Source organism: Streptomyces sp. NPDC091376, from assembly GCF_044757085.1.
Taxonomy (GTDB): domain Bacteria; phylum Actinomycetota; class Actinomycetes; order Streptomycetales; family Streptomycetaceae; genus Streptomyces; species Streptomyces pratisoli.
The window spans coordinates 12,504-26,822 of record NZ_JBIVUF010000007.1 but is presented as its reverse complement, the minus strand read 5'-3'; the positions used below and the strand labels follow the sequence as shown (position 1 = coordinate 26,822).

At 67.5% G+C, this 14,319-nt stretch carries 11 protein-coding genes; 6 read left to right on the top strand and 5 right to left on the bottom strand.

Going from position 1 to position 14,319, the window contains the following annotated elements; all coding sequences use genetic code 11:
* The first annotated feature begins 5 nt into the window (after positions 1–5).
* The 6 genes from mycP to ACIQMR_RS16525 all read left to right on the top strand — a co-directional run bounded on the left by mycP (position 6) and on the right by ACIQMR_RS16525 (position 5,839).
* Positions 6–1,286 carry a type VII secretion-associated serine protease mycosin gene (gene mycP, locus ACIQMR_RS16550; protein WP_401386986.1) on the top strand — a complete coding sequence of 427 codons (1,281 nt, stop codon included), beginning with the start codon at positions 6–8 and terminating at the stop codon, positions 1,284–1,286.
* Positions 1,287–1,521: 235 nt separating this feature from the next.
* Entirely contained in the window at positions 1,522–1,965 is a 444-nt protein-coding gene (locus ACIQMR_RS16545; protein WP_401386984.1) for a hypothetical protein, read from the top strand.
* A 6-nt stretch (positions 1,966–1,971) separates the two neighbouring features.
* Positions 1,972–3,711, top strand: coding sequence for a hypothetical protein (locus ACIQMR_RS16540; protein WP_401386981.1), 1,740 nt, complete (start codon positions 1,972–1,974; stop codon positions 3,709–3,711).
* A 75-nt stretch (positions 3,712–3,786) separates the two neighbouring features.
* On the top strand, positions 3,787–4,992 hold the full coding sequence (locus tag ACIQMR_RS16535) for a S8 family serine peptidase (RefSeq protein WP_401386978.1): 1,206 nt from the start codon (positions 3,787–3,789) through the stop codon (positions 4,990–4,992).
* A gap of 123 nt (positions 4,993–5,115) precedes the next feature.
* Positions 5,116–5,469, top strand: coding sequence for a WXG100 family type VII secretion target (locus ACIQMR_RS16530; protein ID WP_266384053.1), 354 nt, complete (start codon positions 5,116–5,118; stop codon positions 5,467–5,469).
* Between the two features lie 67 nt (positions 5,470–5,536).
* Complete coding sequence (locus tag ACIQMR_RS16525) at positions 5,537–5,839, top strand: WXG100 family type VII secretion target (RefSeq protein ID WP_266384055.1); 303 nt, start codon at positions 5,537–5,539, stop codon at positions 5,837–5,839.
* Between the two features lie 161 nt (positions 5,840–6,000).
* Here the strand turns inward: ACIQMR_RS16525 and ACIQMR_RS16520 are convergent, their stop codons facing one another.
* The 5 genes from ACIQMR_RS16520 to eccCa all read right to left on the bottom strand — a co-directional run bounded on the left by ACIQMR_RS16520 (position 6,001) and on the right by eccCa (position 14,223).
* On the bottom strand, positions 6,001–6,603 hold the full coding sequence (locus ACIQMR_RS16520) for a hypothetical protein (protein WP_401386974.1): 603 nt from the start codon (positions 6,601–6,603) through the stop codon (positions 6,001–6,003).
* On the bottom strand, positions 6,600–8,888 hold the full coding sequence (locus tag ACIQMR_RS16515) for a hypothetical protein (protein ID WP_401386971.1): 2,289 nt from the start codon (positions 8,886–8,888) through the stop codon (positions 6,600–6,602). The genes ACIQMR_RS16520 and ACIQMR_RS16515 overlap by 4 nt, the downstream gene beginning before the upstream one ends.
* Before the next feature lie 2 nt (positions 8,889–8,890).
* Complete coding sequence (locus tag ACIQMR_RS16510; RefSeq protein ID WP_401386968.1) at positions 8,891–9,394, bottom strand: hypothetical protein; 504 nt, start codon at positions 9,392–9,394, stop codon at positions 8,891–8,893.
* A gap of 62 nt (positions 9,395–9,456) precedes the next feature.
* Complete coding sequence (locus ACIQMR_RS16505; protein WP_401386965.1) at positions 9,457–10,041, bottom strand: hypothetical protein; 585 nt, start codon at positions 10,039–10,041, stop codon at positions 9,457–9,459.
* 213 nt (positions 10,042–10,254) lie between these two features.
* On the bottom strand, positions 10,255–14,223 hold the full coding sequence (gene eccCa / locus ACIQMR_RS16500) for a type VII secretion protein EccCa (RefSeq protein ID WP_401386962.1): 3,969 nt from the start codon (positions 14,221–14,223) through the stop codon (positions 10,255–10,257).
* Positions 14,224–14,319: the final 96 nt, after the last annotated feature.

Genomic DNA, 14,319 nt, shown 5'->3' with positions numbered 1-14,319 from the left:
CCGACATGACGTACACACATGACCCGCGCCCGCACCGGCGCGCCCTTCCGCGCCCTCGCCTGCTGACCGCCGCTGCCGCAACCGCGCTCCTCGCCGTCGTCGGTCTGCCCGTGGCGCCCGCGTCGGGGGACACGACCGATCAGTGCACGTACCCCGGGAAGATGTATGCGGGCCGCCCCTGGGCGCTGCAACGCGTGCTGCTGGACGAACTGTGGAAGCAGTCCACCGGCAAGGGCGTGCGGGTCGCCGTCATCGACACCGGAGTCGACATCAGGAATCCGCAGCTGAAGAGTGCGGTCGACGTCAAGAGCGGTGTCAACCTCCTGGACAAGAACCTCAAGGATGACGACGGCAACAAGATCGAGCGCGGCAAGGAGGACGGCACCACGGACACCGTGGGCCACGGCACCAAGGTCGCCGGCATCATCGCCGCCCGGCCCGCCAAGGGCACCGGCTTCGTCGGCCTCGCCCCCGACGCCGTGATCATCCCCATCCAGCAGAACGACGCCGAGGGCCACGGCACCGCACAGTCACTGGCCAAAGCCATCGACCACGCGGTGGCCAAGGAAGCCGACGTCATCAACATCTCCCAGGACACGGCCAACGCCGTGAAGCCCTCGCCACTGCTGCAGCAGGCCATCGACAAGGCCCTGGCCAAGGACATCGTCGTCGTCGCCTCGGCGGGCAACGACGGAATGGGCGGCAACGTCAAGAAGACCTACCCGGCTTCGTTCGAAGGCGTCCTGGCCGTCGCCTCGTCCGACCGCAACAACGAGCGGGCGGCGTTCTCCCAGTCCGGCGACTTCGTCGGCATCGCCGCCCCGGGCGTCGACATGATCTCCACCGTCCCCGGCGGCGGCCACTGCACCGACAACGGCACCAGCTTCTCCGCCCCGTACGTCGCGGCCATCGCCGCGCTCATCAAGAGCAAGCACGGGGACTGGACCCAGGAGCAGATCGTCGCCCAGATCCAGCAGACCGCGGAACGCTCCGTCGCCGGCCACGACCGGCTCGTCGGCTGGGGCGTCGTCGACCCGGTCCGCGCCCTCACCGAGGACGACAAACCCATCGAGAAGCCGGTCGCCCACGAAGGCCTCACCCGCGCCGAGGCACCGACCCCCGCCGAACTCCACCTCGGCGAATCCGCGGACGAACGCAACGCCCGCGTCGCGACGTACGTCGTGGTGGGCGGGGGAGTCCTGGTGGCGGTCATCGCCGGCGGTGCGGTGACGGTGCGGGACTCACGACGCCGCAAGCGACGGACCGCTCAAAGTGCGCTCGGATGAGACGTTCGCAGCGAGATCGGGACGAGACGGTGACGTTGCAGCAGCACACGGGTCCACGGCGGACCAACCGCAGAAGTCTCGTGACGGATAAGAGACTTGGGGCTGTCATAGCCCGTGGATAGAGTGGTGTACGAGGTAGTTGGCGGACCGTGGGACACCACGGTCGCAGGTAGGACAGCAGTAGCAAACGGGGAGGATTGGCTCGTGCTCGAGGCAGTTGGTGACGGGGGCGGCAATGGCTGACCTTGGCGTCGGAGTAAACGCGCTGGAGCAGTTCCGGAGCCGGGTCGACGCGGCCCTCGCCGATCTGGAGACCAGTGACGGCGGCAAGACAAAGGTCGCGGCGGAGCGGGTCACCCGCGGGTCGTTCGGCGTCGGGCTGCCCTTCGTGGAGGCCGAGGGCTTCTACAAGGAGTACAACCGCGTCCACAAGGCACTGGTCTCGCTGTCCAAGTCGCTCGGCGACCAGATCGAGTTGCTCAGCATCGGCGTGCACGCGGCCGATGTCGGCTACGGCAACGTCGAAGACGCGCAGCGCGCTCGGTTCCACGAGATCCGCGCCCGGCTGGACAGGGAGCGGGACGAAGCGATCGAGCGCGAGCTGGAGCAGCAGCAGAAGTCCGCGCAGCCCGCACAGCCTCGCCAGGATGCCAAGTCCGGCACCAAGGATCTGGGGTGACGAGTGATGAGTGAAGAGAAGCAGCCGAAGTCCGACACCCAGCCGCCCCTGACGAAGCAGGAGCTGGAGCAGGCGAAGGACCAGGAGCAGATCGAAGGCCAGTTCGCCGCCACCGACATGGTGGAGCAGATGCAGAACTTCTTCGACGTCTTCGGCTTCGGATCCACCGGCAGCGTCTTGGGCTCGACCGCGTTCGACGGCCGGAAGCTCAACGAGATGCTGGACTTCCTGGAGAGCACCAACCCTGCGGACCTGGAGCACGCCGGCGAGGCTCTGGAGAAGGCGAACGTCGCCATCAACAAGGCCGCCAAGGAGCTCGACGATTTCGTCAAGCAGACCGACTGGGAGGGCGAAGGCGCCAAGGAGTTCCAGCGCTACGGCGCGGAGGTCGTGAGCTACGCCTGGTCCGTCGGCAAGATGGCCAACGCGGTCGGCGCCCAGATGAAGGTCGCCAGCACCGGCCTGACCTCGGTCCGCAACGCGCGACCGCCGCGCGACAACCGCGCGATCCAGAAGGACGTCAAGGACTTCAAGCTCCCCGAGCAGACGGCCGACAACCCCGAGTACCAGAGGGCCCTGCAGGTCGAGAAGGACCGGCAGGAGGCCATCAACCAGATGAACCGCCTGGCCTCGTTCTACGTCGTCTCCCAGAGCACGCTCGCCGCGCAGGAGGCGCCGAAGCCGCCGGCGGCGTACAAGGCTGCGGTGCCGAAGCCTACGGGCAGTATCGACGATGCCACGGGCTATGAATCGGCTGGCGGCCGTTCGGGGGATTCACGTACTCCCAGCCCCACGAGCCTGGGAGAGTCCGGCGTCGCCGAGACCGCACCGCGCACCGAGGCGCCTGGCAGGCCCGGCTCCGTCCCAGGATCCACATCGATGGAGATCGACAGCGTGGCCACGGCCCCGCCGCCGACGACCACCGGCCCGACCACGGCGCCGCCGACCGCCGTCAGCAACCCCAACCAGGCAGCCAATCCGATCAACCTGCCGCCCACCAGTCTCGGCCTGCCAGGACGAGCCGGTCCGGCTCCTCGGCCAGGCGATCCGAGGACCGCAGGGGGGCCGCCGAGCAAGGCCGTGGGCCGTGCAGGCACGACGGGCGGCTCGCAGCCGCCCATGGGACGCTCAGCCACGTCGACCGGGCGGTCCCCGGCAGCTCCGAACGGCACGTCGTCCGGCCGTTCGCCGATGGTCGGTCGCCCGAGTGCCACGGGCATGCCTGGCGGAGGCACCGGACGTCCCGGAACAGGCGCAGGCAGTAGCCAGGCGCCCATCGTGGGTCGCCCCGGAGGCACAAGCCAGCCCGCCGCTGGACGCAGCACCGGCACGAGCGGACCGAGCGGCAGCCGTGGCAACGGAATCATCGGTGGCACTCCTCAGCGTTCCACCGGTGGAAGCACGGGGTCACGCATTCCCCGAGGCACGATCATCGGTGGAGACAGCCCTGCCACGGGACGCTCCTCTGCGGCCCGGCCGAGCCAGGCAGGTGTCGTAGGAGCCAGCTCCGCGAGCCAGGCTGCCCGACCGGTCGGGCGCGGTACGCCCAGCGTGAATGGAGTCGTCGGCGCCCCCCGCGCGCCCGGCGCGCGCCCTGGTGCCACGGGGGGTACCGGCGGTCGTGCCAACCAGCGGCGAAAGGGACCCGAGGAGCAGGAGGGCACAGCCCGCCCTGACTACCTGACCGAAGACGAAGAGACATGGGCGAACCGCCGACGCGGTGCTGTACCGCCGGTGATCGACTAACCACTGGAAGGCTTGGAAGTCAGAATGACGGCAGGAACGATCGAGGGCGGAAGGCTCCGGCGAGGTTTCGGAGCCATGGCTGTGATGGCAGCGATGGCGTGCGGATCCGTCATTGCTGCCCCTGCGGCGCAAGCCGCTGATGGGCAGTCAATGCAGTGGTACCTAGGTGCCATGCATGCCGAGGAGATCTGGAAGGCCTCGACCGGCAAGGGTATGAAGGTCGCCGTCATCGACAGCGGGGTCAACCCGGCTACCCCCTCCCTCAAGGGTCAGGTCCTCAAGGGAATGGATGTGGCGGAGGCCAAAGGCGACGAGACCGACGACTACTCCGGCCATGGCACGACGATGGCCGAAGTCATCGTCGGAACCGGTGCAGGCGGGGGCATCAAGGGGCTGGCTCCGGATGCTCAGGTGATTCCCTTTCGGGTCAGTGACACCAAGCTGCAGAACGAACAGAAGGTGAACGCCTTCGACATGGAGGAGGCGATCAAGGCTGCAGCAGACAGTGATGCGAAGATCATCAACATCTCCATGGCCACCGACTTCTACAGCTCCGACGATCGGCAGGCCGTCGAGTATGCCCGGTCCAAGGGAAAGCTGCTTTTCGCGGGTTCCGGCAACAACGCCGATGAAGCCAACAAAGTTCAGTATCCGGCCGCCTATCCGGCGGCGGTCGCCGTTGCCGCAACGGGCAAGGATGGCAAGGTAGCCGACTACTCCACGTTCGGAGACTACGTGGACATCGCTGCCCCCGGCAGCAACATGCCCAAGTGGTGCGACGAAAAGTTCAAGAGCTACTGCGAGGGCCAGGGCACCAGCTACGCCACCGCCATTGCCTCCGCGTCCGCCGCGCTCATCTGGTCCGCCCACCCGGACTGGACGGCGAACCAGGTCCTCCGTGTCATGTTCGAGTCCGCGGGACGCGGTGAGGACTGGAAGGAAGGCACGGTGAGCAACTACCTCGGCCACGGCATCGTCCGTCCCGGCGCCCACATCAACCGCGGCGTGGGCAAGCCCGGCGACCCGGGCATCAGCCCCCTCACCAACACCAAGGTCGGCGGCGGCACTGCCGGCGGCGACTCGTCCTCCGCCTCATCCGCCCCCTCTGCACCAGCTTCGTCACAAGCACCAAAGGGCGGGGCGGAGTCGGACGCCGTTGTGACAGGCTCCAGCAAGAGCACTGATGACGGCGGTCAGTTGGGGCTCATCATCGGGATCGGCGCAGCCGTGGTCATCGCAGTCGGCGCCTTCGCTGTCATACGCAAGCGTCGCAGCGCCTGACCGAACCTCCGGGCCATCAAGGCCCGTTCAGACCTTCACCTCACGTTGTGCTTTCACCTTGTCAGTATCTGGTGAGGCGCAACGCAGCCAGTCACAACAGTAGTTCAGAAGGGAAACGCAACCGTGTCACAGGGCCAGCGGCTTTCAGACCAGCAAGTCATCCAGCTCGAGAAGCAGCTCTTCGAGAAGTTCAACTCGATCAAGGGCCAGCTCCAGCAGATTCAGGGCACGATCGACAGCCTTGAGGGCCAGTGGAAGGGCATCGGTGCCGGGGCCTTCAACACGAAGCAGCAGGAGATCAACACCTCCATGGTGGGTCTCGGCAACATCCTCGCGAAGTTCCTCGAGGCGATGAGCAGCTCGAGGAAGATCAAGGACGGCACGGAGGACGACGTCCGCGCCGCCGTGCAGGCGATCAACGTCGACCTCGGCGTCGGCACCAGCGCTGCTCCGAAGTCCGGCATCAGCAGCCTCTGAGCCGCTGGACGCATTCGATCTCGGCGCGCGACAGCCGAGTGACCACAACACGTGAGATGAGGGAATCATGGGCATGAACTCGGGTGACGAGCTCGTCGTCAAGTACGACGGCCTCGACATGGCGGCGACCACGCTCGGCAACCAGGCCAAGAAGCTCGAAGAGGACCTGCGGGAGATCAAGACCGCCATGGCCACCGTTGCCGCCGGCTGGGAGGGCGAGGCGCACAACGCCTACGTCCAGGAGCAGGTGAAGTGGGACAAGGAAGCTGCGGACATCCACCGCGCCCTCATGCAGATCGGCCAGGTCGTGGCGAACGCGGGCGGCGACTACATGGGTGGCGACAAGAAGGCCGCCAGCTACTTCGCCTGACGCGTCCGGCTACGGCCGACGCATCGGGACGCTGATCAGCGGTGGGCACGCGCGAGGGGTGCCCACCCTCCGTCCGTTCCGACGCGAAAGACCCCGGGAGCCGCACAGGCGGCTCCCGGGGTCTCTGCTTTGTGCTCAGTCGTAAAGGACGTAGCCCGAACTCAGGACGCGGACCCCTTGCATGCCGCAGAGTCCGCAACGGACTTCGCGTAAGCGAGGAGCAGTTTCTTGGCTGCGTCGGTATCCGAGAACTTCTTGTCGTAGATAAGGACTCTGATGAAGAGGTCTCGTTCGGGATGAGCCTTGGCGGCCACCGGGCAGGGGATGAGACGGACCCCACCCTGGTTGCTCCAGGTGTACGTCCCGTCCTCGCTGGTGTGCTCGCCGAGGTCGATGTAGGGGTTGCTGCCGGCCACCTTCGTCAATGAGTCGCCCTTCTTCCACTCCGAGAAGGCGCTGAGTACAAGCGCGTCGTTGACGACGACCTCACAGTGCGTGCGGCCCACTTCTCGCGACGACGCGCGCGCCTCAAGGGTCTTGCCGCTCTTGGGCAGTACCGCATCGAGTGCGGCGGCGGGCACCGGGGTGCCGCACAGATCCGACGGCACGCTGAAGGACCGCGTATCCTCCGGTTCCTGGCAGGCAGTAAGCACCATCGCGAGCTGGGCGGCTGCCACAAGCGCGGCGAGCCGCCGCGCCGTTCGCTGCTTCGGAGCTGGCGCCGCGACCCGTCCGAGGGCTGTGGACGTGCTGGTAGGAGTCATTGGGCGGGAACCTCCGTGGTCAGATGGCCTGCCATGTGGCGGACGTTTGCCGCGGCGTCCGAGAATCCGTTGTCGCGCCCCTCCAGGGCCCAGTCCGCGACCTGGTCCTTGTAATCGTGCCCATGAGCCTTGGCTGCCTCGATGGCTGCGATCTGGCTCTGTGCCCCGCTCAGCTCCTTGCCCTTCTCCCATAGGCCGGCTGCCTGCTTGCTGGCCTCTGTCAGCACGTCGGTCTCGGACTGCTGGAAGACGTGCTCGAGAACCATGCTGCTGACGGTGCTTGTGACGCCGCTGGCGATTGCGCCACCGACCGGTGTGGCGATGAAGCTCACACCGACTCCAATGCCAGTGCTGACACCCCCGGACCACGCGTTCTTGTGCTGGGCGACCGAGTCGGAGAACTCCTTTGCCTCCTTGCCGGCTGGGCCCAATACGGCTTCTTGCACGCCGATGGCCAGCGTTCCGCTTACCTCTCCGGAACGGCGGGCGATCGCCTCGATCGTGTTCTCGGGCGACTGTGGGTACTGCTGGTTCGCCGGCAGGTCAGGGTTTAGGTGATAGTCCATAAGGTCGGCCATGTAGGATTTTTGGCCCACTTCAACCGCTGAGTAGCCGTCGGGACTCTGTCCCACGCTGACCAGGAAGGCAGTGACGTCCTTGTGCTCGAGTTCCGCCTGGGCGCCCGCCAGGGGGAAGAGCTTGTCGGTGTTCCCCTTCAAATCGTCCGCGATCGCGCGGTTGATGTCCGGCAGGTACTCCGAGGCGATCTGGCCCATGCTGTCCGACATCTCGGCGTTGTCGGTGAGGCGCGTGGGAATCTCCGAGACCGACGCGACGATGTCCGCCATCAGTTTGGCCTGCGCCGGCGAGTGCGGAGCCAGGTCGGCCGTCGGCTTTTCGCCCGCCGGGTGGCCGGTCGTCGCTGCCTCCAGCGCCATCGCGAGGTTGTTACGCCCCGCGATGCTCTCCTCCATGTCCTTGTCGTAGTCCTTGGGCCAGTCGCGCTCCTCGAAGAAGTACTCGAAGTTGCTGAGAGCGCGCCGGTCGTCCTTGCCCTCCACCTTGAAGTCGTGGTCCTCGTCCTTCGTGACGAACGTGTCGCCGAAGAACTCGGTCGCGGCCGCAGGGCTGTTGGCGAGAGCCTTGAAGTAGCCGGTCATCGGGTCCCAGCCGGAGTCGGTTCCCGTGTGGTTCAGCTGCGGGTACATGCCGATGGGCTGCCAGGCCACGTGGGCGCCGTTGTGGGTGAGTTTCTTCTCCGCCGCGACGAGCTTGTTTCCGTACTCGTTCAGGAACTTGTCGTCGTAGTCGCCCCACCGCATCAGGTTGCTCATGACCTGACCACCGAAGGGCATTCCGCCGTTCTTCTCCAGCGGCTTGTCGGCGAAGGCGACGACGTCCCGCTTCCACGTCTCCATCGCGGCCGTGTCGCTCTGACTGGCGGTCGCCAGTGTCAGGCCCAGACTCTTCTGGAGGTCGTCGAACTGTTCACGCCGCTCGTGCATGAGCTCGGGATTGACCATGGGCCTGTTGAGGTCCGCCCAGAAGTCCAGCGTTCCCTTGCCGCCCAGGTTCGCGGCGAACCGTTCGGCGAAGAGGTCGTCGTTGGCGTACTTCTTGAGGCCGGCATTGAGCCGGTCGAAATCCTGGACGGTGAGGTCCTCGGGCTTCTTCTTCGCGAGCTTCGCCAGGGCGTCGGCTTCCTTGAGCGCGTCAGCGGCCGCGTCGCGGTCCGCGTAGTTGGCGTCGGAGAAGCCGAGCTTGCTCTGGTCGACGAGTGCCTTGAGGACCTTGGCTGCGGAGCTGTCGCTCTCCGTCGCGTCGTCGAGGATCTTCTGCACCTCGTCCCGCAGGGCCGTCACGTCCGAAGGGGTGTGACTGGGGACGCTCTTGCCGTCCGCGACCCGACCGGGATGGATGCTCATGCTGACCGTGAAGCCGCCGCCGGTCGTGGTGACGACGGTGAGGTTCTTCTTGAGCCCGCGCTCGATCGCGTCGTTGAGCTTGGTCTGGTAGTTCTTGAGCTCGCTGCAGGTGTCCCGCAGGATGTTGCGGATCGACGTGGCCTGGGTGTGCGCGTCGGCGAACTCGCCGGCCGTTCTGCCGATGAACTGCTTCGAGATCTTCTGGTTCTCGCCGGTCCAGTTCGCGCGATTCGCCTGTTCACGGAGCCCCTTGTCCGCGTCTTCCTTCAGGCTTGCGAGCTTGCCGACCAAGGTCGTCCAGTCGGTGACGGCTTCGTCGAGAAGTCCGAACTTCGCGGAGCGAAGAGATTCGAGATCCATGACTATTTGTCCTTCTCGTCCTTCTTCTTCTCGCCGTAGATCGGGTTCTTCTCACCCGGCTGCCCCACACGCTCGTCGAACCCGCTGTCGAGCGTGGCGATGCTGCTCAGTTGCCCCGTGATGTACTGCTCATCGTTCTTGTGGATCTTCGTGGTCACCCGCATGTGGTTCGAGATGTGGGAGCAGGCATCCCGGAGGGAGCCCAGCTGCTCGTCCCAGCGCTTGGCGACGTGGGCGAGCCCTGTTCCGATCTCGAAGCCCTCGGTCTTGAGGTCTTCAGCGGCCTTGGAACTGCTGGGGCCGGCCACACGCGCCTCGTCGTACAAGCGGTTGAAGAGCTTGTACGCGTTCGAGCCGATCTTCGCGAGGTCGGTCTCGGACGTCGTGAGATCGCCGTAGCTGCCTCCGCCGCCGCCGCCCTCGTCAGGCACCCGGTTCAGCTGCATCTGCTCCGACTGACGGCCGGCCGCCTGCGTCTTGAGCTGTTCCCACTCATCCCACGCCATCTGCCACACCTTTCCGGTTCTTCACTCGGCGCTTCAAGAGGAATCGATTGAGGTTTCTGTGCTCACTTCGTGCAGGGGCCCTCCGCGGCGCCGGCGCGCAGGTCGAAGTCGATCGGTGACATGCCCTCCGGCGCCGGCTGGTCGGCCGAGGGCTTGGCCGTGACCTTCAGGCACGTGGTGCCGTCCGTGCTGCTGACCTCGTAGTGCTCCACGTTGCCCTTCGGCGTCAGCTCGCCCGAACGCCACACCAGTAGCGCCGTCGGGTCGTCCCGCTCCGGTCCGTCGAGCTGTGGGTCCATGCGCTCGTTCCACGCGCCGTCGTCCCCTTCGAACACCGGGGACATCCTCGAGCCGTCCAGCCACTTCGCCACGGCAACGGTCCGTTCCAGCACCTCTGCCTGACCGGTCCCGTCGGGCAGCTCCCGTTCGTGGAGCTGATAGTTGGTCCAGGAGCCATAGAACGCCAGGCCGGCCGCCGCGAAGCAGCACAGCCGCTGGACGAGGAACCCGGCGCTGGAGGGCTCGGCGGCGGCAGGGTCGGAATGCCGTTGTGCCTGGAACCGCCACCAGATCGCCCGGTGGTCTGCGAGGCCGAGCGCGACGAAGGCCACGCCGAAGACCACCATGAATATTGCAAACCCAGACATGTCCCTGGTCCCTCTCTTCGGATGGCCCCAACGCGGCTCGACGTCCGGCGTGTGCCCGCCCGGGCGGGCACACGCCGGGAGCTCTGGGACGTCCAGCCTCTGCGCAGTAGCCGCTGGCGCCCTTCCGAAGGCACCGGGCACCACGCACCGCACGCCGGCCAAGCGATCACATGGTCACGCGGTCAGCTGTGACGCGGTCACATCGTCACGCGCTCACTGCGGATCCCCCAGCCACCCCGTCTGCACCAACGGCTTCCCCCGCTGCCGGGACACGAAGATGCCTCGTCCCGCGGGCATGGGCCGCATGCGGACGCCGAGCACCTCGCCCTCCTGCGGGTCGCCGGAGAGCAGGAGGCCCTGTGCGCCGAGTTCCATCATCCGTTGCAGGAACGGCTCGTACGCCGCGCGGCTCGCGCCCGCCGAGTTGCGCGCGATGATGAAGCGGACACCGACGTCCCGCGCGAAGGGCAGGTGCTCCGTGAGCTTGGCCAGCGGGTTGCCGCTCGACGTGGACACGAGGTCGTAGTCGTCGACGACCACGAAGACGTCCGGGCCCTGCCACCAGCTGCGGTCGCGGAGCTGCTGGGCCGTGACGTCGGCGGACGGCGCACGGCGCTGCATCAGGTCCGCCAGCGCGTCGACGTGGTGCTCCATGTTGTTGGACATCGGCACGTACTCGGCAAGGTGCGTGGCGGGGGTGACGTCGAGCAGCGCGCGCCGGTTGTCGATCACGAAGAACTTGGCGGCGTTGCCGTCGTACCGCTGCGTCAACTGCTTGATGAGCAGGCGCAGCAGGTTCGACTTGCCGGACTCGCTCTCACCGAACACCAGGAAGAACGGGTCGCGCCCGAAGTCGGCGAACACCGGCTCCAGGTTGTTCTCGTCGATCGCGAACGACACTCCGCGCCGGGGTTCTGCGAACCCTGCGGGCAGTTGGTCCCCGGCGAGCTCGCGCGGGAGCAGACGCACCTTCGGGGCGGCGGCGCCCGGCCAGTGGCGACTGACCTCCTGCACCATCGCTGAGGTCGCCTCGGACAGGTCGCTGTCGGACTGGATGCCGTCGATACGCGGTACCGACGCCATGAAGTGCAGCTTCTCGGGAACCAGACCGCGGCCGGGGACTCCCTGCGGCACGTTCATGGCGATCTTGCGGTCCACCTCGGAGTCCATGGTGTCGCCCAGACGGAGTTCCAGGCGGTTCATCAGGTGGTCCTTGATGTTGGAGCGCACGTCCATCGACCGGGACGCCGTCAGGATCACGTGGATCCCGTAGCCCAGCCCGCGCACCGCCATGTCGACGACCGCGGACTCCAGCCCCTCGTAGTCGCTGCGGAAGTTGCCCCAGCCGTCGATGACCAGGAAGACATCGCCCCACGGCTGGTCCGTCACGGAGATCTCACCGCGGGCGCGGAGCCTGCGGTACGTGGCGATCGAGTCGATTCCGGCGCTGCGGAAGTACTCCTCGCGCCGGGAGAGGATGCCGTAGACCTCGGCCACGGTGCGGCGGACCCGCTCGGGGTCCAGGCGCGACGCGACCCCGCCGACGTGCGGCAGTCCCGCGATGGACGACATGCCGCCGCCGCCGAAGTCCAGCCCGTAGAACTGCACTTCATGCGGTGTGTGCGTCAGCGCGAACGCCGAGATGAGGGTCCTCAGCAGAGTCGACTTGCCGGACTGCGGGCCGCCGACGATCTGCATGTGGCCCGCCGCCCCGGAGAAGTCCCGGTAGAGCACGTCACGGCGCTGCTCGAAGGGCTTGTCGACGACACCCAGCGGGACGACGAGCTTGCCGGCGCCCTCGAATCCCGGCTGCGTCAGTCCGCGCCCCTCCACACCGGCGAGGTCCGGCAGGATCTCGTCCAGTGGCGGCGGGTTGTCCAGCGGCGGCAGCCACACCTGGTGGGCCTCCGCGCCCCGGCCCTCGAGCCGTCGCACGATCACGTCGAGCACGGAGTCGGCGAGCGCGTCGTCCTCCGGAGTACGCGCCTCCGGGACGGCGGCCCGGGTGGTGGGCGCCGCGTAGCGGACCGGCACGGGCGCGGCCGTGAACGGTACGGGCCGGCGGTCCACGGGCAGCGGACCGCCGGGCACCGCCGCGTGGTGCGCGTTCGACCGGTACACCCCGGAGACGTACGCGGCCTTGAACCGCACCATCTCGTCCGTGCCGAACTTCAGATAGCCGGAGCCGGGGACGTTCGGCAGCTGGTACGCGTCGGGGACGCCGATCGCCGCACGCGACTCGGCCGCGGAGAACGTGCGCAGACCGATCCGGTACGACAGATACGTCTCCAGGCCGCGCAGCCGGCCCTCCTCCAGACGCTGCGAGGCCAGCAGCAGATGGACGCCGAGCGAGCGGCCGATGCGGCCGATCTGGACGAACATCTCGATGAAGTCCGGCATGGCGGTGAGGAGTTCGCTGAACTCGTCGATGACGAGGACGAGCGACGGAATGGGCTGCAGCGCGGCACCGGCCGCGCGCGCCTTCTCGTAGTCGTGGATGTTGGCGTAGTTGCCCGCGTCGCGCAGCAGCTCCTGCCGGCGGTTGAGCTCACCGCGGATGGAGTCGCCCATGCGGTCGACCAGCGTCAGGTCGTCCGCGAGGTTGGTGATGACCGCGGCGACGTGCGGCATCTGCGACATTCCGGCGAAGGTGGCGCCACCCTTGAAGTCCGCGAGGACGAAGTTCAGCGTTTCCGATGAATGCGTCACGGCGAGGCCGAGTACGAGCGTACGGAGCAACTCGGACTTTCCGGAACCGGTCGCGCCCACGCACAGCCCGTGCGGGCCCATGCCCTCCTGCGCCGCCTCCTTGAGGTCCAGCATGACCGGGGAACCGTCCTCGCCCACACCGATCGGGACGCGCAGCCGCTCGGCCTGCGAGCGGGGTCGCCAGGTGCGGCTGACGTCGACGGAAGCGGCGTCGCCCAGGTTCAGCAGATCGGTGAACTCGAGGTTGGCGAGCAGGGGTTCATCGTCGTCACCGCCCATGGCGACACGCAGCGGTGCGAGCTGCCGGGCGAGCGCCTCGGCGGCTTCGACACTCAGCCGGTCGGGCATTCCGTCGTACACCAGGCCGTGCCCCGACTCCAGTTGCAGGGAGTCGGGGTGGACCGAGACGGACAGCCCGCCGCGCATCGCGGCCATCTCACCGGGCACGACCTCGATGAGCGTCACACCCTGCAGCCCTTCGGCGGCGGCGAGCGCCGACATCGGGGGCACGGACTGACCGTCGAGCACGACGACGACGTGGGGCCGGTCGAGCAGCGGCTGGTGGCCGCCCTGGAAGCGGGGCCGCCCTTCGAGGTGGCTCGCGAGCATGTCCTGCAGCTCGCCGGCGTCGGTGGTGATGAGGCGGCGGCTGCCCGCACCGTCGGCGGCGCCCGGCGCCTGAACGTGCGGCAGCCACTTCGCCCACTCCCAGTGCGGAGCAGCGGAGGAGCCGGCCGCGATCGCGACGACGAGGTCCTCGGGGGAGTGCAGCGAGGCCAGCGAGCCGACCATCGCGCGCGCGGTGGAGCGGACGGACTCCGGCTCGCCGCTCACCGTCAGGTGGTAGAAGGCGCGCAGCGACACGGCCATCGGCAGTCCGTCGAGAGTGCCGTGGGTGCTGAGGAACTTCTGCATCGCGCCCGCGGTCAGCGGCTCCAGCTCGTCCACCGGCGCGGTGTCGGGCGCCATGAGCGGCGTCGCCAGCTGCTGGCTGCCCAGTCCGATGCGCACCTGGGCGAAGTCGTCGTCACCCGTCCGGCGTTCCCACACCCGGCTGCCCTCGGCGACGAGCGCCCACAGCTGCTCGGGCGACGGATGCAGATAGAACTGCGCGTCCCGTTGCAGACGGGCGGTCCGCAGGACCGTACGCCGGGTCTGGGTCAGGTACTTGAGGTAGTCGCGGCGCAGATCGGCGAGCTGGCCCTGGGTACCGCGCCGGTAGCGCACCAGCATGGCGATGCCCATCGCGACCGTCGACGCGATCATCACCATGCCCATGATCCGCATGATCGGATTCGGCGTCATGAAGAAGAAGACGACGGAACCGCCCATACCGAGCATCGGCAGCAGCTGCATCAGCACGCCCTCCTGCTGCCCTCTGGGCAACTCGGGCGGTGGTTGCAGCTGCACCTGCTCGCCGGGCACTTCGGACGGCAGGGCCCGTGGTGGGCGCTTGACGACGATCTGACTCACAGCTCACCAATTCCCTTGCCGGACGGAAATGTTCCTATCGGCGCCCCCGTGGCGACGGGTTCCGTCCGCGGGGAGGGATCCTACTTGCGCGGGGGT